Annotated in this window: 20 protein-coding genes and 2 tRNA genes; 7 read left to right on the top strand and 15 right to left on the bottom strand. The window is 64.6% G+C overall.

Annotation, left to right across the window (positions count from 1 at the left end):
- Positions 1 to 21 precede the first annotated feature (21 nt).
- Genes JQ633_RS15540 through JQ633_RS15530 form a run of 3 tightly spaced genes read right to left on the bottom strand, consistent with a single transcriptional unit; the run spans position 22 to position 2,287 of the window.
- Positions 22 to 429, bottom strand: coding sequence for a thiol-disulfide oxidoreductase DCC family protein (locus tag JQ633_RS15540; protein ID WP_211985906.1), 408 nt, complete (start codon positions 427 to 429; stop codon positions 22 to 24).
- A 54-nt stretch (positions 430 to 483) separates the two neighbouring features.
- Complete coding sequence (locus tag JQ633_RS15535; RefSeq protein ID WP_211985905.1) at positions 484 to 1,812, bottom strand: SDR family oxidoreductase; 1,329 nt, start codon at positions 1,810 to 1,812, stop codon at positions 484 to 486.
- A 7-nt stretch (positions 1,813 to 1,819) separates the two neighbouring features.
- Positions 1,820 to 2,287 (bottom strand): DUF2269 family protein, encoded by a 468-nt coding sequence (locus tag JQ633_RS15530; protein WP_211985904.1) that lies wholly within the window; start codon positions 2,285 to 2,287, stop codon positions 1,820 to 1,822.
- 376 nt (positions 2,288 to 2,663) lie between these two features.
- On the opposite strand from JQ633_RS15530, the gene JQ633_RS15525 reads away from it, so the two are divergent.
- Both JQ633_RS15525 and ppa read left to right on the top strand, forming a co-directional pair.
- Complete coding sequence (locus JQ633_RS15525) at positions 2,664 to 3,173, top strand: GNAT family N-acetyltransferase (protein ID WP_211985903.1); 510 nt, start codon at positions 2,664 to 2,666, stop codon at positions 3,171 to 3,173.
- Positions 3,174 to 3,339: 166 nt separating this feature from the next.
- On the top strand, positions 3,340 to 3,870 hold the full coding sequence (gene ppa, locus JQ633_RS15520) for an inorganic diphosphatase (RefSeq protein ID WP_211985902.1): 531 nt from the start codon (positions 3,340 to 3,342) through the stop codon (positions 3,868 to 3,870).
- A 100-nt stretch (positions 3,871 to 3,970) separates the two neighbouring features.
- Here the strand turns inward: ppa and JQ633_RS15515 are convergent, their stop codons facing one another.
- The 3 genes from JQ633_RS15515 to JQ633_RS15505 are packed head-to-tail and all read right to left on the bottom strand — an operon-like array spanning position 3,971 to position 5,501.
- Positions 3,971 to 4,855, bottom strand: a complete 885-nt coding sequence (locus JQ633_RS15515) for a bifunctional methylenetetrahydrofolate dehydrogenase/methenyltetrahydrofolate cyclohydrolase (RefSeq protein ID WP_211985901.1) — start codon at positions 4,853 to 4,855, stop codon at positions 3,971 to 3,973.
- Between the two features lies 1 nt (position 4,856).
- Complete coding sequence (locus tag JQ633_RS15510) at positions 4,857 to 5,189, bottom strand: DUF167 domain-containing protein (RefSeq protein WP_211985900.1); 333 nt, start codon at positions 5,187 to 5,189, stop codon at positions 4,857 to 4,859.
- 21 nt (positions 5,190 to 5,210) lie between these two features.
- Positions 5,211 to 5,501: a YggT family protein gene (locus JQ633_RS15505; protein ID WP_211985899.1), complete on the bottom strand. Its 291-nt coding sequence runs from the start codon at positions 5,499 to 5,501 to the stop codon at positions 5,211 to 5,213.
- Positions 5,502 to 5,682: 181 nt separating this feature from the next.
- On the opposite strand from JQ633_RS15505, the gene JQ633_RS15500 reads away from it, so the two are divergent.
- A tRNA-Ala gene (locus tag JQ633_RS15500) sits at positions 5,683 to 5,758 on the top strand.
- A gap of 160 nt (positions 5,759 to 5,918) precedes the next feature.
- The gene (locus JQ633_RS15495; protein ID WP_211985898.1) at positions 5,919 to 6,155 is read left to right on the top strand and encodes a GIY-YIG nuclease family protein; all 237 of its coding nucleotides are present in this window, start codon (positions 5,919 to 5,921) and stop codon (positions 6,153 to 6,155) included.
- Between the two features lie 6 nt (positions 6,156 to 6,161).
- Here JQ633_RS15495 and JQ633_RS15490 read toward each other — a convergent pair whose 3' ends face one another.
- From JQ633_RS15490 to JQ633_RS15460, 7 genes are all read right to left on the bottom strand, one after another.
- Positions 6,162 to 6,971 (bottom strand): enoyl-CoA hydratase, encoded by an 810-nt coding sequence (locus JQ633_RS15490; protein WP_211985897.1) that lies wholly within the window; start codon positions 6,969 to 6,971, stop codon positions 6,162 to 6,164.
- 115 nt (positions 6,972 to 7,086) lie between these two features.
- Positions 7,087 to 7,887 carry a glutamine amidotransferase gene (locus JQ633_RS15485; RefSeq protein ID WP_211985896.1) on the bottom strand — a complete coding sequence of 267 codons (801 nt, stop codon included), beginning with the start codon at positions 7,885 to 7,887 and terminating at the stop codon, positions 7,087 to 7,089.
- Positions 7,888 to 8,013: 126 nt separating this feature from the next.
- Entirely contained in the window at positions 8,014 to 8,793 is a 780-nt protein-coding gene (locus JQ633_RS15480) for an SDR family NAD(P)-dependent oxidoreductase (protein ID WP_211985895.1), read from the bottom strand.
- Between the two features lie 237 nt (positions 8,794 to 9,030).
- On the bottom strand, positions 9,031 to 9,534 hold the full coding sequence (locus JQ633_RS15475) for a TerB family tellurite resistance protein (RefSeq protein WP_211985894.1): 504 nt from the start codon (positions 9,532 to 9,534) through the stop codon (positions 9,031 to 9,033).
- A 180-nt stretch (positions 9,535 to 9,714) separates the two neighbouring features.
- The gene (locus tag JQ633_RS15470) at positions 9,715 to 11,124 is read right to left on the bottom strand and encodes an adenylate/guanylate cyclase domain-containing protein (RefSeq protein WP_211985893.1); all 1,410 of its coding nucleotides are present in this window, start codon (positions 11,122 to 11,124) and stop codon (positions 9,715 to 9,717) included.
- A 78-nt stretch (positions 11,125 to 11,202) separates the two neighbouring features.
- Positions 11,203 to 12,588 carry a cytochrome P450 gene (locus tag JQ633_RS15465; RefSeq protein WP_211985892.1) on the bottom strand — a complete coding sequence of 462 codons (1,386 nt, stop codon included), beginning with the start codon at positions 12,586 to 12,588 and terminating at the stop codon, positions 11,203 to 11,205.
- A gap of 81 nt (positions 12,589 to 12,669) precedes the next feature.
- Positions 12,670 to 14,034: a hydrolase gene (locus JQ633_RS15460; RefSeq protein ID WP_211985891.1), complete on the bottom strand. Its 1,365-nt coding sequence runs from the start codon at positions 14,032 to 14,034 to the stop codon at positions 12,670 to 12,672.
- Between the two features lie 151 nt (positions 14,035 to 14,185).
- On the opposite strand from JQ633_RS15460, the gene JQ633_RS15455 reads away from it, so the two are divergent.
- Entirely contained in the window at positions 14,186 to 15,874 is a 1,689-nt protein-coding gene (locus tag JQ633_RS15455; protein ID WP_211985890.1) for an MFS transporter, read from the top strand.
- Positions 15,875 to 15,894: 20 nt separating this feature from the next.
- Here JQ633_RS15455 and JQ633_RS15450 read toward each other — a convergent pair whose 3' ends face one another.
- Positions 15,895 to 16,113: a hypothetical protein gene (locus JQ633_RS15450; protein WP_211985889.1), complete on the bottom strand. Its 219-nt coding sequence runs from the start codon at positions 16,111 to 16,113 to the stop codon at positions 15,895 to 15,897.
- Positions 16,114 to 16,445: 332 nt separating this feature from the next.
- Here JQ633_RS15450 and JQ633_RS15445 point away from each other — a divergent pair, with 332 nt between their 5' ends.
- A complete protein-coding gene (locus tag JQ633_RS15445; RefSeq protein ID WP_211985888.1) occupies positions 16,446 to 17,510 on the top strand; it encodes a polysaccharide deacetylase family protein in 1,065 nt (354 codons plus the stop codon).
- A gap of 1,084 nt (positions 17,511 to 18,594) precedes the next feature.
- Positions 18,595 to 19,344: a hypothetical protein gene (locus JQ633_RS15440; protein ID WP_211985887.1), complete on the top strand. Its 750-nt coding sequence runs from the start codon at positions 18,595 to 18,597 to the stop codon at positions 19,342 to 19,344.
- A 681-nt stretch (positions 19,345 to 20,025) separates the two neighbouring features.
- Here the strand turns inward: JQ633_RS15440 and JQ633_RS15435 are convergent.
- A tRNA-Thr gene (locus tag JQ633_RS15435) sits at positions 20,026 to 20,101 on the bottom strand.
- Positions 20,102 to 20,161: the final 60 nt, after the last annotated feature.

Below are 20,161 nucleotides of genomic sequence, written 5' to 3'. Positions count from 1 at the left end.
CCTCGCAATGACGGCTCGGACTTACTCCACCACCCGCGCCCGCATATCGGCGTCCGGGATGAAGCACGTCTCGTACTTGCCGAAGATCTTGTACCGGTTGCGCGCGATGAGGCTGTAGACAGCGTCGCGTAGCGGCTTCGGCACAACAAATAGCGAGCGGGTCCAGCGCCAGCCGGGCAGCAGGCTCAGCACCGTCAGCGCGGCGTCCGATTTCAGATGGGCGACGCCGTCATGGATCACGGCGTTGGTGTGGGGATCGTCGGGGTCGATGCCGAAGGCCTTTGCCAGCCGCGTGCCGTAGTCCGACTGGATCGGCGTGAAGCGGAAACGGCGGGCGGTGTCGCGGGCCATCACGAAGCGGACCCAGCGCGAGCAGAAGATGCAGACGCCGTCGTAGAGGATCACGTCATTGTCGGGCCAGTTCGTCATCTCGCTCCCTCGACACGCCTCTCGCGCGAACCGGTAATCAGCGCGTTCAAAGCACTACCTGTTGTCCAATATAAGCAGCGCGACCAGCATTAGCACGATGGCCGGACCGGTTTTGACCAGCGCTCCCAGCGGCTCGATCCAGAGGTCCGGCGTCAGGATCGCCGATCCCGTCATGTAGCCCAGCGAAGCCACGATGCCCGCGACCAGGCCGAACACGGCGGTGCGGCGGAACGCGATCAGGATACCGATGCTCATGTCCATCAGGCTGGTCAGCACCGTGACCGGCCCGACCAGCGCCGGCGGGAAATTGTGCGCGCGCAGGATGCCCGCCGCGGCGTCATAGGAGATCACCAGCGCGATGAAACCGGAGGCGACCCAGAACAACACGAGGCTCGCGAAGATCAGCGCCTTGATCAGGAACAGCCGCGCGAACCACTTGTCCTGGACGGTCGCGGGACGCTCGCCGACAGCCTGTGCGATGGTCTTCGGCACGATGCCTGTCGCTTCCATCCACGCGGCGGGATCGCCGGTCACGCCGCGGCGCAGCTCGGCGATCGCGGTGGAGCGCAGCGGCGGCATCCAGCCGAGACGGCTTGCGAGATCGCCGAGGCGCGCGCCGAGATCGACCAGGAAGGACGGCGACGGGATGCGGACATTCTTGGCGGTGCCGAACGACCGCCCGAACTGGGCGATGACGCCGCCAAGCGAGACTGGTTGCGGCTGCATCAGGTCCCAGGTCACGGCGCGCACGGGCTCATCGGCGACGTCGCGCGCGGCCAGCCATGCGATGGTCGCGGCAAGGTCGTCCACCGCCACCGGCTGGAACGGCGTCGCCGCCTCGCCGGCCGGCAGATCGAACGGCAGCGCCGCCAAGGCGCGCAGCATCGCGCTGCCGCCATAGGCCGCCGGCGCGATGACAAAGCCCGGGCGCAGGATCGCATGGGCGATGCCGGACGCCGCGATCAGTCGCTCGGCCTCGCGCTTGGTCGTGCTGAAGGCGGTGCGATCCTCCTCCGCGCTGCCGGGGATCGAGATGTGAACGAGACGGATGGCACGCCCGCTGTCGCGGATCGCCGCCAGCAGGCGGGCGACGAAATCGCGGTGCACCACGCGCGTGTCGCTGCCCGGGCCGTCCTGCAAGACGCCGAGACAGTTCACGACGACATCGACATCGTGGGTGCGGAAAAGCTGCGCCAGCGCCGCTTCATCCATCGCCATCACCGGCAGTTCGAGATCGCGCGCGCTCACCTGCTGCGCTGGCATGAAATGCCGCGCAACACCGACCACACCAAAGCCGCGCGCCCTCAGGTCGTCGGTCAGGTAGCGGCCGATTAGACCGGACGCGCCGAGCACGAGGATGTTGCGTGATGCGTCGTCGCTCATGGATTTCCTAGAACGGCTTTGCGATCATCAGCCACAGGATGATCATCACCGCGCCGAAGCCGGGAATACCGAACACGAACCAGCGACGGAAGAGCACAAAATAGCGTGGCGGCAATGCATGACCTTTCGCGGCCGCCGCCCGGGCGAGATCGCGCATCTCGATCTGCATGAAGACGACGGGCACCCAGAACGCGCCGGCGAGCGCGTAGAGCGCAAGCGAGGCCAGCAGCCAGCGTTCGGCGAGGCTCGTCGCCGACAGCAGCATCAGCAATCCGCCGCTCACCGGCTGCAGCAGCACCGCCGTCAGGGTGAAGATCATGTCCGCGACCACCACGGTTGCCGCGGTGCGTGCGATGAACGCTACGTCGCCGCTCCGATGCGCCATCAGCATAAAGAAGGCGATGCCGGTCCCGGTGCCGAGGATCACGATGGCGCCGAGCACATGGAGATATTTGACCAGGAAATAGAGCGTCATCGCCTTCCGCTCGCATGTGGCGCCATCGGCGGATGCATCCGACTGCAATCGCCGGCAGCCTCGCTCCATAGGCCGGACGGATGCGAAAATCCACTCCGGCGCCGCGCGCCTGGCCGCCGCGGTCGGACGCCAACAGAATACCGTTTACGAATCAGATGCAGATGCGTCGCGATCGGGAATGGTCCGGGCGTGAGCATCGTCACAAAGCGCACCGCGCACTTTGGCTACCGACGGAAGCGGGTAACGCCCGCTTGTGTTGCCCATCTGTCCTTTTTCGATACAAGTTTTCACTGCACTGATGCCGAAAATCCACAGGTTAACCGTTTATTAACGATGGACCTTGAAGGCCGCCCCCTGACTTGCTTTGATGATGCCCATGAGCACAACGCTGATCGAGGTCCGGCCGGCCAAAGCTGCTGACGCAGCCGCGGTGGCGTCTACCCATGACGAAGCCTGGCGCTCGGCGTATCAGGGAATCATCCCCGGCGCCGAACTCGAAAAGCTGATCAACCGCCGTGGCCCGCAATGGTGGGACAGCGCGATCCGCAAGGGCAGCCGCGTCAGCGTGCTGATGTTCGGCGACAAGGTTGCCGGCTACGCCAATTACGGCCGCAACCGCGCCCGCAGCCTGCACTTCGAAGGCGAGATCTACGAGCTCTATCTGCGGCCGGAATTCCAGGGCCTCGGCTTCGGCCGCCGGCTGTTCAACGCGGCGCGCCGCGACCTCGTGCAGAGCGGCCTGAAGAGCATGGTGATCTGGGCGCTTTCCGATAACGAGGGCGCGACCGAGTTCTACCGCGCGTTGGGCGGCCGCATGGTGGCGCGCTCGTCGGAGCGGTTCGGGCCGAAGTCGCTCGACAAGGTCGCTTTCGCCTGGGCGAACTGAAAATCCTGCTTCTCTCGCGGCTGCAGCAAGGCTAGACCAGCCTGCGCGCGTCACGCGGCGGCCTGCCCGGCGAAAAGTCTGGGCTCGATCCGGCCGCGCCGCCTTGGCGGCGCCACACAAGAAAATCACACCCTGTTCAACTTCCAGAGGCCACGCGGAGCAATCCATGCGTATCGACGCCATATCGACCGGAAAGAACCCGCCCCACGACGTCAACGTCATCATCGAGGTGCCCGTGGGCGGCGAGCCGATCAAATACGAGATGGACAAGGAGGCCGGCACGCTGGTCGTTGACCGCTTCCTCTACACGCCGATGCGCTATCCCGGCAATTACGGCTTCATCCCGCACACCCTGTCCGGCGACGGCGATCCCTGCGACGTCCTGATCATCAACACCCGCGCGATCATCCCCGGCGCCGTCATGAGCGTTCGCCCCGTCGGCGTGCTCTTGATGGAAGACGAGGCCGGCGGCGACGAGAAGATCATCGCGGTGCCCTCCTCGAAGCTGACCCAGCGCTACGACAAGGTGAAGAATTACACCGATCTTCCGCAGATCACGCTGGACCAGATCCAGCACTTCTTCGAGCACTACAAGGATCTTGAGAAGGGCAAATGGGTCAAGGTGCTGCGCTGGGGCGACGCCGAGGAGGCGTGCAAGCTGATCCTGGAAGGGATCGAGCGAGACAAGAAGAAGTGACGACGTAGTCGTCATTCCGGGGCGCGTCGCAGACGCGAACCCGGAATCTCGAGATTCCGGGTTCGATGCTGTCGCATCGTCCCGGAATGACGGTGCCTAGCTAAACCGCCGGCGCCGCTATGCCCTGGATGGCGCAGGCGGCGCGCAGCGTGTTCACCAGCAGGCACGCCACCGTCATCTGCCCGACGCCGCCCGGCACCGGGGTGATCGCGCCGGCGACGCCGAGCGCTTCCTGGAACGCGACGTCGCCGACCAGCTTCGGCTTGCCGCCCTCCACCGGAATACGGTTGATGCCGACATCGATCACGGTCGCGCCCGGCTTCAGCCAGTCGCCGCGCACCATCTCGGGCTTGCCGACCGCGGCATAGACCAGATCGGCCTGCGCGCAGAGTTTCGGCAGGTCGCGCGAGCGCGAATGCGCGATCGTCACCGTCGCATTCTCGTTCAGCAGCAGCTGCACCAGCGGGCGGCCGACCAGATTGGAGCGGCCGATCACGATCGCGTTCATGCCCTCGAGCGAGGGATGCACGCTCTTGGTCAGGATGATGCAGCCGAGCGGCGTGCAGGGCGACAGCGCGGCAAGGCCGCCGGCGAGCCGGCCGGCATTGTTCGGATGCAGGCCGTCGACATCCTTGGCGGGATCGATCGCATTGATGATCGTCTCGGTGTGCAGCGCCTTCGGCAGCGGCAATTGCACGAGGATGCCATGCACCAGCGGATCGCGGTTTAACCGCGCGATCAGCGCCAGCAGATCGGCCTGTGATACATCGGCGGGCAGCTTGTGCTCGAACGAGGCCATGCCGGCGGCCTGGGTCTGGGTGTGCTTGCTGCGGACATAGACCTCGCTGGCCGGATCGTTGCCGACCAGCACCACGGCGAGCCCAGGCGTCAGGCCGTGGTCGCGCTTCACCCTGAAAACCTCGGCGGCGACGCGGGCGCGGAGCTCGGCGGCGATGGCTTTTCCGTCGATGATGCGGGCGGTCATGTCAGTCCTCTGTTTCCTGGCCGGACTTGCTGGTCAGCTTTCGCAACGTCTCGCCGAGCCCCTTCGGATCCCCGTCCACCGCCACCTGCTTGAGCCGCGAGGTGGCGCCGGACAACAGCTTCACCCGCGCCTTCGGCACGCCGAGCGCCTTGGCCAGCAGCTCGGTGACGGCGCGGTTGGCCTCGCCGCCCTCGGCAATGGCGCGCACCCGGACCTTCACCACCGCGCGACCGTTGGCCAGCGTCTCGATCCCGTCGATGTCGTCGCGGCCGCCGCGCGGCGTCACGCGCAAGGCGATGCTGATGCCCCCGGTGGAGTAGCGCCAAGGATCCATCAAGAATCCATCAAGGCCCGGTCAGATCACGTTGGGATAGATGTAATAGGCGATCACGCGCTGGATGAACATGATGATCAGGATTACGATGATCGGCGAGATGTCGAGCCCGCCGAGGTTCGGCATCACGTTGCGGATCGGCCGCAGCACCGGCTCGGTGATCCTGTACAGGAACTCGGCGACCGCGGCGACGAACTGGTTGCGCGTATTCACGACATTGAAGGCGATCAGCCAGGACAGGATGGCGGAGGCGATCAGCAGCCAGACATAGAGGTCGAGGACGATGATGACGATGTCGAGGACGGCGCGCATGTGAAGGGGGCTCACGGGGTGGGACGACTGGTAGATATCGGTTCACCCCCCGCCAAACAAGGGAACTTCCCGCCCCTTCGGGCCGAAAACCGCAGTCTCAGCGTTCTTGACTTGGCCTTGGGCGGCACTGTAAATGGCGCCCTGCTGCCGGCCGGGACACTCAGCACTACCCGGCCGTGACGGGGCCATAGCTCAGCTGGGAGAGCGCGTCGTTCGCAATGACGAGGTCGGCGGTTCGATCCCGCCTGGCTCCACCAGCCTTCGCTCGCTTCGCGAGCTTCGGCTCGGCAAGCCCGGGAAGTCCCTCGTAGCGAAGCGCGCGAAGGCTGCCGCGGCGTAGCCCAAAGGGCGAAGCCGGGCTCGCGACACTCCCCAGACACGCTATCGTGCTGCCCGCACTCAATGCGGGGTAGGCAGATGAAATACGTCTACATTCTCGAAAGCCTGGATGGCCTGCATTTTTACGTCGGCATCACTGACGACCTACGCGCCCGACTTGCCAAGCATAATGCCGGCGAGGTGCCTCATACATCGAAATATGCGCCTTGGCGGCTCAAGACCTACGTCGCCTTCAGCGACGAGAAGCAAGCCGTCGCCTTTGAAAGGTACCTGAAGTCGGCGTCCGGACGCGCCTTCGCCAAAAAGCGCCTCTAGCCCCCCTCACGTCCCCGTAAACCGCGGCGGCCGCTTCTCCACGAAGCTCGCCACGCCCTCCCTGAAATCATTGCCCTTCAGCGCGACCTGCATCTCGCGGTTGGCGTCGATGGTGGCCTCGGCCAGCGTCTGGAACGGCACGTCGTAGACCTGCCGCTTGATCACGGCGATCGCGCTCGGCGAGACGAAATCGGCGAGGTCGCGGGCGTAGGCGTAGGTTTCCTCGCGCAGCGTCTCCGGCGTGGACAGCCGGTTGACGAGGCCGATGCGCAGCGCCTCCGCCGCCGACACGCGCCGCGCCGACATCAGAAGATCGAGCGCGTTGGCGTGGCCGACGATGCGCGGCAGCATCCAGCTGATGCCATGCTCGGCGATCAGGCCACGCCGCGCGAACGCGGTGGTGAACACCGCGGTGTCGGCGGCAAAGCGCAAATCGCAATACAGCGCGTGGACGAGGCCGATGCCGGCAGTGGCGCCGTTGAGCATCGCGATGACGGGCTTCTTGATCGCGGGATAATAGGCATAGCGCGTCTGCCAGTCGGCGCGCCGGTTCATGTCGAACGGAATGTTGTCGCCGCGCCTGACCTCGTTGGGATCGATGCCCTTCAAGGCCTCCATGTCGGCGCCGGCGCAGAAGCCGCGGCCCGCGCCGGTCAGCACGATGACACGGACGTCGTCGTCACCGGCGGCCGCCTCCATCGCTCGGCGCACATCGCGCTCCATGATCGCGGTCCACGCATTCATGCGGTCGGGACGGTTGAGCGTGATGGTCGCGATCCGGTCGCTGACCTCATAGAGGATGTGCTCGTAGCTCACGGCGATCTCCCTTGCCTTGTTGTTCTTGATACGCACGGCGATGCGGCCGCGCGCGGCAGGCCGACACTAGCACATTCGCAAATTTGAAAAGGCGCGGGAAAATTCCGCGCGGCGGCTATTCCGCCGCCTGCAGCATGGCGCGCGGCGTGCGCGCGATCCAGTCGGCGATGAAATGCGTCAGCCACGCGCGCTCAGCGGCGTCGTGAACGGCACGTTCGGCGAAGTGCAGATGGCGCGGCTGTGCGCCCGGCTGATCCATCCGCACGCAACCGCGCGTGGTCCAACGATGCATCATCGCGTAGGTCACGTCGGGATGGAATTGCAGGCCGAAGGCGTTGCCGAACTGGAACGCCTGCACCGGAAAATCATCGCCCGCCGCGAGCAGCTCGGCGCCATCGGGCAATTCAAACCCTTCGCCGTGCCAGTGATAGACGCGGGCCGGCCAGTCCGGGCAGAGCGCGCGGCCCGCAGCCGTCGGCCTGATCGGATAATAGCCGACCTCGACGCGGCCTTGCGCATGCGGCGCCACGGCTGCACCGAGCTGGCGCGCCAGCATCTGGGCGCCGAGGCAGATGCCGAGGAACGGCCGCTGCTCGCGCAGCGGAACCGCGATCCAGTCGATCTCGCGCCGCACGTAATCATCGGGATCGTTGGCGCTCATCGGGCCGCCGAACATCACGGCGCCGGCGTGCCCATCGAGCCTTTCCGGCAGCGGATCGCCGAAGCGCGGCCGGCGGATGTCGAGGAAGTAGCCCAGCGCCCGCAGCGCATTGCCGATCCGTCCCGGGGTCGAGGTCTCCTGGTGCAGCACGACCAGCACCGGCCGTAGCGGAGCCTGACCTGCTGGCGTGACCGCGGTCGGCCTTCGGCTTGCGAAGGGCACCACGACACGGGCTTGGTCCGACCGGAACGACATTGTCTCTGCTTAAGGATTCGGCACGTAAGGGATGATCATAGCTAAGTGGTCGTTAACATCGTGTGAGTTTGCGCACACAGGCCACGAAGCAAATCGCGGGCCAGAAACTGCGTTGGCAGTGAGGGATCAGCGCTTGCGGAGCTGGAAGCCGCCGACCGCCGTCAGGATGAAAGAGCGCGGGAACAGGCGGAGCAGGAACGGCACGAGCTTGATGAAGGGCCCGGGCAACACGGCGCGCTTGTTGGCCATCAAACCGCGATAGGCCTGACGGGCGATCTCGTCGGGATTGACGTTCAGGATCGCGGAATCGAACCCCGGCGCAAAGCCGGCGCGATCCTGGAACTCGGACGGCACCGGACCGGGACACACAACGGTGACGCGCACGCCCTGCGGCGCCAGCTCGCAGCGCATCGCCTCCGAGAACGACAGCACATAGGCCTTGCTGGCGTAATAGACCGCCATGCCGGGCCCGGGCAGGAAGCCGGCGATCGAGCCGAGATTGAGGATGCCACCGCGATTGCGAATCAGCTGGTCGGCGAAGCGCAGCGTCAGGTCGGTCAGCGCGCGGATGTTGACCGTGATGATGTTGAGCTGCTCGGCGCGGTCGCGCGTGACGGCGAGCCCGAACAGGCCGAAGCCGGCATTGTTGACGAGGTACTCGACCTCGACCCCGGCCTCGATCAGGGCTTGCGCGATCCGCTCGCCGGCGTCCGGCTCCTGGAGGTCGCAGGGGATCACGATCGGCGCCGCGCTGCCCTTGCCGCTCAGCTCGTCGGCGAGCGCCTGCAGGCGATCGGCGCGCCGCGCCACCAGCGCCACACGGTGACCGTTCAACGCGAATACGCGCGCCAATTCGGTGCCTATGCCCGCCGATGCCCCGGTTATCAGCGTCACACGCTCGGTCACGTCCAAACTCTTGTTCAAATTCAGGAGAGGTCCCCAACGGCCGCGACGAGAGCATAGGCATGCGGTGGGACGCAAGCCGTCCGTAAGCTTGTCGACAGCCACCGCCATGCAGATTTCGAGGCGAAACGCCGGAATTTCAGCCGCATCGCCCACAATCGCGGCAGATGGTGCCCGATATTAAAGTTTCTTCATATCGGATGGTGGCGCGACCGTGGCGCGCGTGCACGATCCGGGGTGTCAGATTGCCGCGTCGGCGGTGCCCCAGGGGCCTTTCGGCAGCGCCGCCTGCTTCTCCGCGACGCGATGCTTGAGATCGATGCGGTCGCGCGAGGAGACGCCGAGCAGATCCGCGGCACGCCAGACCACGTTGTCCTCGAACTCGCTGACCTGGCCGTCGGCGAACACCAATTCCCACATCATCTCGACGATGCGCAGCCGCCCCTCATCATCGACCGAGCGCATGATCACGCTGGTAAAGTGATAGAGATCGACCGCCTCGCCCTCGACCCGCATCGCCGATGCGATCAATTTGTCGGCGGTGCCGCGATCGAGCTGGAAACGGCTTTCGATCAGGCTGTGCAGCTTGAGCTTCTCGGCGGGCGTCGGCTCGCCGTCCAGCGACACGACATGGACCAGCAGCGCAGTCGCTGCCAGGCGGTAGTCGTTGTCGTCGAAGGCCCGGTCGGCTTGCGGATCGGGGGAGACGATATCGGCAATGAATTGGCGGAGTCCGTCGAGCATCGCTGTCTCTGTGCAATGGGGCCTGATGACAAGGTATATGGCGCGGAAGCAGAACCAGCGCAATCGGCGCCAGTTGCCGCAGCTGCATTACGTTTCGGCAAGCATTACGCGTCGGCAATCTGCTTTATGTCATTCCGGGTCTGGTCCTAGCGGACCATTCCGGAATGACGGAGTGTTGAACTACGGTATCTCGTACACCACCATCTTGTCGGCGATGCCGCGAAGCGCCGCTTCCTTCTGGATCGGCTTGATCGCGGCCCGCTCCAGAATGCCGGTGACTTCGGGCGAGGCAATCACGGGCTGGGTGAGGTGGATCTCCTGCGAGGTCGACAGGCTCTGCACCCTCGCGGCGATATTCACGGTCTGGCCGAAATAGTCCTGCCTCTCGTTCAGCATCACCGCGAGGCACGGGCCTTCGTGAATGCCGATCTTGACGACCAGGTCCTGCTTGCCGCGCTCGTCGTTGAGATCCTTCATCGCCGCGCGCATCCGCAGACCTGCGGTCAGCGCGTGTTCAGGACGGACGAAGGTCGCCATCACAGCGTCGCCGATCGTCTTCACCACGGCGCCGCGCTCGGAAGCGATGATGTCGAGCAGCGCATGGAAATGCGCGCGCACCAGATCGAAGGCGGCGAGATCGCCGACCCGCTCATAGAGCGCGGTCGAGCCCTTGAGATCGGTGAACAGGAAGGTCAGCGAGGTGATCTTCAGCCGCTGGTCGAGATTGAGATTGTCGGCCTTGTAGACATCGCGGAACGTCTGGTTGCTCAGGATGCGCTTGGCGGTGAGGAACGGCTTCCGCTTGCCGATCAGATGATGCAGCGCGTCGGCGGCGATGAACACCGAAGGCAGCGCGCGAACGCCGGCCTGGTTGTCGAGCGACAGCCTCAGCGGTCCCGGGCGCATCGTCATGTTGCCGACCGGTGCGTGGACCTTGTTGTACATCAGCGACAGATGCTGGCGCTCCTTGGTCGGCTCGCCCTGCACGTCGATGAACTGCGCTGAATGTGTCACCGGCTCGAACACGATGATGAATTGCTTCGGCAGGTTCAGCGACAGCACCGCCTTCTCGCCGGGCGGCAGCTCGAGCGCGTCGAGCACCACCTCCTGCGACAGCTCGTCGAACGACTCCTTGTTGAAGTCGATGCCGGAGCTCCAGAAGATCTGCTTGTAATAGTCCCAGATCGGCAGCGTGTGCGGATCATGCGCCGCGATGCGGCGGACCCGCGGGCTCACCGTGAAGGCGACCTCGACCTGCTCGTCGACCGAGGCCTCGTAGCCGCAGGCGCAGAGACCGCACTGATAGTCGTCATTGCGCAGCGATTTCAGCGTCGCATGCGCATCGAGCACGCCGCCGCAGCCCGGGCACAGCACATTCCAGGTCAGGTCGAACAGACCGAGCCGCGAGGCGTGCAGGAATCCGGAGATCACCCGCTCCTCGTCGAACCCCCTGTCCTTGGCGAAATCGAGCACGTTGACCCGGTTGAGCTCGTGGTCCTCGCCCTTCTCGATCAGATGCGCGATGGCGTCGGCGACCGCGGGATCCGCGGTCTGCCGCAACACCGAAAACTGGGCCTGAATGTCGCTCATGAAGCACCTACGGTGGGAGGCCGGATCCTGTTACGCAAATCCCGGAGAAAGAAAGTCGTCTCGGTAAGCAAGTCTCGCTTACCTCGGCTTGATCGTGAACACCGGCGAACGGTTCGGCTGCGTCGTGACAACGCCGATCGGGATCACCGGGTCCTTGTCCGCCAGCGCGACGCGGAACGCTCCGATAATCTTCGCCAGCGCGAGCGTCGCCTCAACCAGCGCGAAATGCGCGCCGATGCAGATGCGCGGGCCAACGCCGAACGGCAGATAGGCGAAACGATCCGGCGGCGTTCCGGTCATGAAGCGAGCCGGCACGAAGGCATTCGGCTCGCGCCACAGTTTTTCGTGCCGGTGCAGCAGCCACGGTGCGATCAGGATGACGTCGCGCTTGTTGACCGGGCGGCCTGCGACGGTGTCGGGACCGGCAGCGGCGCGCGCGATCAGGAAGGCCGGCGGATACAGCCGCATGGTCTCGTCGATCACGGCGCGGGTGAATTTCAGCCGCTCGATATCGAGCGCGCCGGAAGCTGGCACACCCCTGACTTCCGCCGCCAATTGCTCCTGCGTCGCGGGATCCAGCGCCAGCAGATAGAGCGCCCAGAACAGCGCGGTCGCCGTCGTCTCGTGGCCGGCGAGGATCATCGTCGCGACCTCGTCGCCAAGCTGGGCATCGGTGAACGCGTGGCCGGTTTCAGGGTCGCGCGCCGCTCCCATCAGATCGAACAGGTCGCGGGCCGGCGCGTTGTCGTCCTTGCCGGCGGCGCGGCGCTCGGCCATCAGTTGGCCGACGAACGCGGTCCAGCGCTTGCGAAAGCGGGCGCGCCTGAGATCCTGCGGGGTCGGCCAGTTCGGCGGCAGCAGCAGGTCGAGCATATGCGGCCGCGCCAGCGTCTCGCCATACTCCATCACGAAGTCGCGCAGCGCGGCGCCGTGGCGGTCCATGCCGAACGAGAACATGGTGCGGCCGGCGATCTCCAGCGTCATGCGTTGCATCACCTCGCGCAGGTCGACCGCGCCGCCGCCCACCGCCTTCAGTTTCGCAATCGTCTCGTCGACCGCTGCGGTCATGTAGGGCTCGAGCGTCGTCACCGCGCGCGGAGTGAAGGCCGGCGCCAGCGTGCGGCGCTGATGCTTCCAGGCGCGGCCCTCGGCGATCAGCAGCCCCTGGCCCAGCATCGGGCGCAGCACGCGGAGACCGGCCGGCGTGCGGGTGTAGTTCTCGTAATTGTCGACCAGCACATGCTTGATGGCGTCAGGCGTGTTGAGGATGAAGCTCGAGCGGCCGATGAAGCGGCCCTGGATGATGTCCTCCTGGTAGGCGCGCGTCCCCCAGGTCTCGATCGGCGAGTTGCGCATCGCGCGCATCCGGCCGAACGCGGTCATGTCGTCGGGCGCGCGCGGCGGCGTCGGCGGCACCAGGGGCCGCCGCGTGACCGTGATGTCGTAGACTTCGGCTATGCTCATGGTCCTCGCTTCCAGCTCACGCGACGGCCGATCCGGCCACGCGATCCCGGCGCCAAGAAGGCGCGCGGACCCTTACAACAGCTAGTAGGTCAGCTCCGCGACCGCAATCCGGTTTTCCGCGGCCGGCCAGGCCCGGATCACGATGCGTTCCTGGTTGAAGATCGCCGCCACCGGACGGCCGGCATCGGCGAGCCGCAGCGTCGTCACCGAATCCGTCGGCACACCGGATTTCACGTCGGAAGGCTCCTTGCCGTCGAACAGCACGATATCGCGCGGCAGGCCGAAATAACCGCGTGGCCGCGACATCAGCACCACAGCGCCGGCGGCGGCGTCGGCCGCCCCAAGCGGCCGCGCCGGACGCAGGTGCACAATGTCGGACGAGCGCGGGAACGGCGAGCGATAGATATGCGTCGTCACCGCGCCGGGCGAGGTGAGCACGAATTCGAGCGGCCAGGACGGATCGACCTGCGCCGGCCCCCAGCGGCCGTCGGCGCCGGTCTGCGACGAGTGCAGCGGCCCGCCGACGCGTTCGCCGGTCTCGGCGGACACGTGGTAGATGTCGACCGTGGCACCGGACACCGGACGGTTGGTCGGCACGCCCTCGGGCAGGCCAGTGACGAGGCCGCTCAGCCTTACCACAGGCTCCGACACGATTTCGATCCGCGGCGGCTCGCGGCCGGCGATGAACTTGTAGATCTCGCGGAAGGCGCGCGGATGAAACGCGGTCTCGCGGTGGTCGACCGCGCCGAGCACCAGGTTGGTGGCGCCCTTCAGCGCCGGACCTTCCGAGGTGATGTTGGTGGCGACGCCGGGCTTGCCGACGAAACGACCATCGCCCTGCGCGAACTTGTCGAGCCCGTCGCTGCGCAGCGTCAGGAACGCCGTGCCCGCGGTCACTTCGGTCTCGCCCTCGTTGAGGCCGAGCAGGAACGGGCCACGGCCGTTGAACTCGTTGCCGAGCCCCTCGTCCCAAGCGTAGACGCCGTGGTTCAGCGTGCCGCACAGCACGGCATGGCTGACGTCGCCGCCGCTGCCGCTCCTGATGACATTGCGGATCGCGTTGCCGCCGCGCGAATTGCCGACCAGCGCGACGCGCGCCGCACCGGTCCTCTGTTTCAATTCCTTGATCGCATCAGTGAGCTCGCGGCGCGCATCCTCGGTCGAGGAGCGACCCGCCTGCGCGACCTTGTCATCGGTCCGCGCCATCGGATCGGTGAAGTTGATCGCGAACATGCGCTCGCGCGGCACGCCGCTGGATTCCATCCGCCAGACCGTCGTGATCCAGAGCGCCGCATGGTCGCCATTGCCGTGCACGAACAGGATCGGCGGAACCTCGCCAACGGGCGCGGCAGTCGCGGACTGCGCGGCTGCCGGAGCAGCAAAACGCCCTGCGAGCAAGGACAGCGCTCCCACGCCCTGCAAGATTCTCCGACGCGTCAGCCCCATCGGTCCCCTTCCCCAAGCCTTTCAGTGCTTTAGCTGTGTCCTACCGCAGCAAACAATACCGTAATTGCTGGACAGGGCACGCGTTTCGCGGGCATCAGTTGATTCAGCCGGAAGCATCACCCAAGCCATAGCAGGCCAAACGGAACCGGATATGACCGAACCGCGGAAACGCCCCGACAGTATCACTGCACCGTTGCGGCACTCAATCTTCAGGCGGATCTGGCTGGCGAGCCTGCTCTCCAACCTCGGCATCCTGATCCAGGGTGTCGGCGCTGCCTGGGCGATGACGCAGATGACGTCGGAGGCCGACAAGGTCGCGCTGGTGCAGACCGCCCTGATGCTGCCAGTGATGCTGATCTCGATGCCGGCCGGCGCGATCGCCGACATGCACGATCGCCGCGTCGTCTCGATGGTGTCGCTGGTGATCGCCCTGACCGGCGCCACCGTGCTGACGGTGCTGGCGTGGCTCAATCTGGTGACGCCGAACATTCTGCTCGCGCTATGCTTCGTCGTCGGCAGCGGCATGGCGCTGTTCGGCCCGGCCTGGCAATCCTCGGTCAGCGAGCAGGTGCCGGCCGAGACACTGCCGGCCGCGGTCGCGCTCAACGGCATCAGCTACAACATCGCGCGCAGCTTCGGCCCGGCGATCGGCGGCATCGTCGTCGCGTCCGCCGGTGCGGTGGCGGCATTCGCCGCCAATGCGGTGCTGTATCTGCCGCTGCTGGTCGTGCTGTTCCTGTGGAACCGGATCACCGAGCCGTCGCGGCTGCCGCGCGAGCGGCTGAACCGCGCCATCGTCTCCGGCGTGCGCTACATCACCAATTCGCCGTCTATCAAGATCGTGCTGACCCGCACCATGGTCACCGGCATCATCGGCGGCTCGGTCTCGGCGCTGATGCCGCTGGTGGCGCGCGACCTGCTGCATGGCGGCGCGCAGACCTACGGCATCATGCTCGGCGCCTTCGGCATGGGCGCGGTGATCGGCGCGCTCAATATCAGCGAGATCCGCAGCCGGCTCAGCGGCGAGGCCGCGGTGCGCACCTGCGCGCTGGCGATGGGCGCGGCCATCGCCGCCGTTGCGATCAGCAAGGAGCCGGTCATCACGGCTGCGGCGCTGGTGGTCGCGGGCGCGGCCTGGATGCTGGCGATCGCGCTGTTCAATATCGGCGTGCAGCTCTCGGCGCCGCGCTGGGTGGCAGGCCGCTCGCTCGCCGCGTTCCAGGCCTCGATCGCCGGCGGCATCGCGATCGGCAGTTGGGGCTGGGGCCGCATCACCGACGCCGCCGGCGTCGAGGTCGCGCTGCTGATCTCCGCGAGCCTGATGCTGCTGTCGCCGCTGCTTGGCGTCTGGCTGCGCATGCCGCGGATCGGCGCGCGCAACGAGGATGCGACCGAAGCGCTGGCCGATCCCGAGGTGCAGCTGCAGCTTACCGCCCGCAGCGGACCGCTGGTGGTGGAGATCGAATACCGCGTGGCGCAGGACAATGCCCGCGCCTTCCACAATGTGATGCAGGACGTGCAGCTCAGCCGGCAGCGCAACGGCGCCTACGGCTGGTCGATCGCGCGCGACATCGCTGACCCTGAACTATGGACCGAGCGCTATCACTGCCCGACCTGGCTCGACTTCCTGCGCCAGCGCAACCGCGCGACCCAGATCGAACGCGAGTTGCATCAGAAGGCGGTGGACTTTCACATCGGCGCCGAGCCGGTGCGGGTGCGCCGCATGCTGGAGCGGCCGTTCGGATCGGTGCGCTGGAAGGACGAGACCCCGGACCGCGCCGCCAGCGAGGTGATCCCGGTGGTCGCGACCGCCGCCGGACATTCCGGGGCGTCGCACTAGAGTATCGCGGCGCGGGAAGCTTACTGCCCGTTGTCGGCCAGCGTCTTCTGGCACGGCTTGCTGAGGCGGCCGCGATGCTCTTTCAGGCAGGCCAGCACGGCCTGATCTCCGTCATTGAGGACCGGGCGGCAGAACCGCGAGGCATCGCGCGTGCAGGTATCGCGGCCCTGCTGCTGCTGTGCCGAAGCGGCGGAGGCCACCAGGACCAGGGAAACGACGGCGAGCAGGAATCGGGTCATCGCAAAGCCTCTAAATGAATGCGCCGCCGGTTCTATAGTGTTTCAGCGCATTGAAGAAGCGTTGAAACAGCGGAGCGTCGGTAAGGTTCCGGCCCGGATCTACGGGCCGGGAGACCGCTGCGTCTCGTCGTCGCAGACAGATCCCGATGTTGCGCCGCAAATCACGCGGCAACGGCCCGGCGGCCTGCCTTTCACGGTTATCACGCGAGCCCAAGCCACGCTTTTCTTGGCGCTTCCGGCGACTTGTTGGGACCGCGTTAAGACCTTGTTGGCACTAATCAGTCGTTACGGCTGTGGCGTATCCCTTAGGGTTCCGGAGAGAGTGTGTAGCGATGCGTAATGCGTTGGGCCTGATGCTGGCCAGTGTTGTTGCGGCGGTCATGATCGCCGGAGTGTGGTACTGGAGCTCGTCCCCGCGCGCCGACGCGGCGCCTCCCCAGACCACGGCCGCCCGCGCGGTCGATCCGCTTCCCGCCGCGGCGGCGAGGCCCGCCGATGTCGAAACCACGGCCGCGCTGTCGTCGAAGCGCGCCGAGAACACTGCGGCAGCAGCCCCGGCCCCCGCGGCAGTTCCGGCCCCGGCGCCCGCCCCGGTCGCAGCCGCGCCGAAATCGACCTGCACCAATCCCGACGCCCTCGGCGTCAGCCGCACCGTCGTGGTCGACACCAATGGCGGCCCCGGCTTCGGCTTCCTGCAGTACAAGCAGTATGACTTCCTGACCGACAAGGAGATCGTGCTGACCTTCGACGACGGTCCGTGGCCGACCACGCCCGCCGTGCTGAAGGCGCTCGCCGACGAATGCACCAAGGCGGTGTTCTTCCCGATCGGCCTGCACACCACCTATCACCCGGACATCCTCCGCCAGGTGGCGGCCGCCGGCCACACCATCGGCGCCCACACCTGGTCGCACGCCCACCTCGCCGGCAAGAAGATCACCGAGCAGCAGGCCAAGGACGAGATCGAGAAGGGCTTTAGCGCCGTGAAGCTCGCGCTCGGCGCCAACCCCGCGCCGTTCTTCCGCTTCCCGGCGCTCGCGCATACGCCGGCGACGACGGCCTATCTCGGCAGCCGCAACATCGCGATGTTCTCGGTCGACGTCGACTCCAACGACTTCAAGTCGAAGAACGCCGACGAGGTGATCAACAACGTGATGACCAAGCTCGACAAGGAGCACAAGGGCATCATCCTGATGCACGATCTGCAGAAGCACACCGCGCAAGCCCTGCCGACCCTGCTGCGCAAGCTCAAGGCCGGCGGCTACAAGGTCGTCTGGATGAAGGCCAAGCAACAGCTCGAGACCCTGCCCGAATACGACGCGATGATGGTGAAGACCGAGAAGGTGCCGACGGCAGCGGCGCGGCCGGTGGGGAGTGTGATCCAGACGGTGGCGGATTAGGCGGTTCGCTACGAGGCTGCAGTTGCAACGTTGAAAGTATCGCAATGGCCGGGCTCGTCCCGGCCATTCACTTTTTAAAACTTAGAAGTCAAATTTACCCCGTTCTATCGGCGGCGCTCTGCACCTCTTGCGCTTGCTCACAGGAGAGGCCGCATCGCATCAAGAATGCGATGCGGGTGGGGACCCGCCAAAACACGGAAAACAACCCCATGCAAAGTAGCCGGCGGCTGCAGGCGTTCGACAAGACAACTTGACACGTCGGACAAATCAACAGTATATTCCATTTTTCCGAATTATGTGTAACTCCCGGGCTATCGCATATGGCGTTTGGGAGCTTTTCCGATTTCACGTCGCTGTGCCGTGGATGTGGCCGTAGCCCTGCGCGAGTGCCCGGCCCGCAAGCGGGAGAGGGAGTGCGGTCCCTTTCGGCGTTACCAATAAATCCAGTGATGCAGCAGCGGATGGAAGCGTGCCCTTCGGTACTCACCCTTGCGTACCTGTAGACCGTCATCGCGGCGCTCCACGTTCGTGCAAGACTTGCACACGGTGTAACATGTTGACGAAGCAACCTAAACGAGACTGGTAAAGTCTAAACTTTCGTTCAGGCGAAGGCGTGACCGAGCATATGGAGCCGCCATGCGTGGCCATCTAGTGCATCCCGCTGTCAGACTAATGGGCTTCGGGACCATCAGGCTCTGAGGTGGGGTAGGCCCAAAATTCGCTCGCGCGACTTGAGCATAGGAGCCTCTGCCAGGACGTGCAAAACTTCCGAAATTCGACGACTTAGTGCTCCCCTCTGAGCGGCACCTCCGGTGCGCATGTCGTGGCAGCGCGGCGTACGTGCCAAAAATGCGCTCGGGTTCGATTGGAAAAATAGTACGTTCTCAGTGTTGCAAAGAAGCCGCAATCAGAGAGCGACAATTCACGTGCATAAAATTTCAATTGCAACCTAGAAAATTCAAGGGCTACTCTTCTCCCTATTAGCGCCGACAAACCTCGTTAGGGGGCGGACGTGCGTACAATCAGAATAAGATGGGCAATGTTCGTTTGCCTCGCGACTGTACTCAGTAGTTGCGGTACTTACGTGCCAGAGATTCAGGATATTGGGACCAAAGAAGACCAAGTCGGTATGGTTCAATCGATTGTTCGCAACGTTACTTGCGAAGTTCGTGACGCCATTCACGCATACTATGGCAGACACAACTACGAGCCCACATTCATGGATGATTGGGGCGTGCAGATTTTATTGGACTTAACGATTACCGAAAAGTCCGGTGCGTCGCCTTCGGCCATCTGGGCACCGCCGCCAAGTCCAGCGGTATTGTTTACTCTCGCCGGTGGGCTATCGGCATCATCCGAAGCACTTAGAACGGACAAATTGCATTCGTTCTACACTGTCAAGGAAATCCTGGCGATGAACCCGTGCGGTACCAGTCGCGATGGCGGCTTCATGTTGATGGAGCGCGACCTAAAGCTGACGGATTGGCTGTTTGATGCCGCCGCCGTTCAGTATACCCGGCAAGCCGATTTCAATAGATCTGGCCTTCCGCCGGACGTTCTCTTTCACGAAGTTAAGTTCAACGTCGAAACGACGGGCAATCTCACTCCGGCATTCAAGCTAAGCCTCGTCAATGTCAACGACAGCGGCGTATTCTTCTCAACCAGCCGCAATCGATCACATGACTTGCAAATTACGCTTGGGCCGACCGATCAAGGCGGGAAGGGAAAATCAAAGTCAAAGCCTAGGCCAAGCATTGCAGCGGCCGATGTGGCCCTAGCGGGTGCGATCGGCCGCGCGGTCGGTGAGTCAGTCAGGTCCGCGCTGAGAAATTGATCTGTGGAGGATATCCGATGGCAAAGAAAGCAAAGAAGGCAAAGAAAGCGCAGAGACCCGGCTATGAGTTTATGTGCACTCGCGCACGAGAGGGGTGCATCAAATGGCTTTGGGTTGATGCTGATCGTTGGTGGACCAAGTACGATGGTCCCTGCGATTGCAACGACTGCCACGGCTACCTTGATGATACGAGGCACGCACTTGCGTTGGCCGATGCTCTCGATAGGGTGAGAGCCGAGTGAGGGGAGTCTTAAGGCAGCAATTTGGAACAGCTAACGCTGCCCTAGACACTACGAGAGAAGTTTAGAGCTCGCAGAGCAGATCAGCGCGGTCGTCTCGAAGCTACTCATCCCTAACGCGAGCAGACCAGAAATTTGACATTCCGGTCGCGTCGATCACCCACAAGAGCGGGAACATCAATATTGATCCAAGAAGGAGGATTGTCGAAGCAGGCTTGAAGCGCCAGGTCTCACGGTCATCGCCTTATTCGCGCAGGCGGTTTACGTACTGACAATTCTCACAGACTATCTAAATCGGAAGGAATTTGTCCTATCGAATCACCGTGCGGCTTACTAGCGAGGGGTCAGGTGCAGGGTCCCGAAGAGTCGTCACAAAGTACCTTTGGCGTACCTAGCCTTGAATGGTCTTAGGGGTGTCTACGTCGTAAGCCCCTGGAAAGACTGGTGCCGCAAGAGGGACTCGAACCCCCGACCCCGTCATTACGAATGACGTGCTCTACCAACTGAGCTATTGCGGCGAACCGTTCGACAACTGGTTGTCAACGCGTGCCACCTGATATCGGGCATGGGCCCGATTG

Source organism: Bradyrhizobium tropiciagri, assembly GCF_018130505.1.
In the GTDB taxonomy this organism is placed as follows: domain Bacteria; phylum Pseudomonadota; class Alphaproteobacteria; order Rhizobiales; family Xanthobacteraceae; genus Bradyrhizobium; species Bradyrhizobium tropiciagri_B.
The sequence above is the reverse complement of the archived record's forward strand: the minus strand, read 5'-3'. Positions and strand labels throughout refer to the sequence as shown.

What these genes read in the sequence shown, in the direction of transcription:
- JQ633_RS15540 (WP_211985906.1), bottom strand. Translation starts at nt 429, where the DNA reads ATGACGAACTGGCCCGACAATGACGTGATCCTCTACGACGGCGTCTGC.
- JQ633_RS15535 (WP_211985905.1), bottom strand. Translation starts at nt 1,812, where the DNA reads ATGAGCGACGACGCATCACGCAACATCCTCGTGCTCGGCGCGTCCGGT.
- JQ633_RS15530 (WP_211985904.1), bottom strand. Translation starts at nt 2,287, where the DNA reads ATGACGCTCTATTTCCTGGTCAAATATCTCCATGTGCTCGGCGCCATC.
- JQ633_RS15525 (WP_211985903.1), top strand. Translation starts at nt 2,664, where the DNA reads ATGAGCACAACGCTGATCGAGGTCCGGCCGGCCAAAGCTGCTGACGCA.
- ppa (WP_211985902.1), top strand. Translation starts at nt 3,340, where the DNA reads ATGCGTATCGACGCCATATCGACCGGAAAGAACCCGCCCCACGACGTC.
- JQ633_RS15515 (WP_211985901.1), bottom strand. Translation starts at nt 4,855, where the DNA reads ATGACCGCCCGCATCATCGACGGAAAAGCCATCGCCGCCGAGCTCCGC.
- JQ633_RS15510 (WP_211985900.1), bottom strand. Translation starts at nt 5,189, where the DNA reads ATGGATCCTTGGCGCTACTCCACCGGGGGCATCAGCATCGCCTTGCGC.
- JQ633_RS15505 (WP_211985899.1), bottom strand. Translation starts at nt 5,501, where the DNA reads ATGCGCGCCGTCCTCGACATCGTCATCATCGTCCTCGACCTCTATGTC.
- JQ633_RS15495 (WP_211985898.1), top strand. Translation starts at nt 5,919, where the DNA reads ATGAAATACGTCTACATTCTCGAAAGCCTGGATGGCCTGCATTTTTAC.
- JQ633_RS15485 (WP_211985896.1), bottom strand. Translation starts at nt 7,887, where the DNA reads ATGTCGTTCCGGTCGGACCAAGCCCGTGTCGTGGTGCCCTTCGCAAGC.
- JQ633_RS15475 (WP_211985894.1), bottom strand. Translation starts at nt 9,534, where the DNA reads ATGCTCGACGGACTCCGCCAATTCATTGCCGATATCGTCTCCCCCGAT.
- JQ633_RS15470 (WP_211985893.1), bottom strand. Translation starts at nt 11,124, where the DNA reads ATGAGCGACATTCAGGCCCAGTTTTCGGTGTTGCGGCAGACCGCGGAT.
- JQ633_RS15465 (WP_211985892.1), bottom strand. Translation starts at nt 12,588, where the DNA reads ATGAGCATAGCCGAAGTCTACGACATCACGGTCACGCGGCGGCCCCTG.
- JQ633_RS15460 (WP_211985891.1), bottom strand. Translation starts at nt 14,034, where the DNA reads ATGGGGCTGACGCGTCGGAGAATCTTGCAGGGCGTGGGAGCGCTGTCC.
- JQ633_RS15455 (WP_211985890.1), top strand. Translation starts at nt 14,186, where the DNA reads ATGACCGAACCGCGGAAACGCCCCGACAGTATCACTGCACCGTTGCGG.
- JQ633_RS15450 (WP_211985889.1), bottom strand. Translation starts at nt 16,113, where the DNA reads ATGACCCGATTCCTGCTCGCCGTCGTTTCCCTGGTCCTGGTGGCCTCC.
- JQ633_RS15445 (WP_211985888.1), top strand. Translation starts at nt 16,446, where the DNA reads ATGCGTAATGCGTTGGGCCTGATGCTGGCCAGTGTTGTTGCGGCGGTC.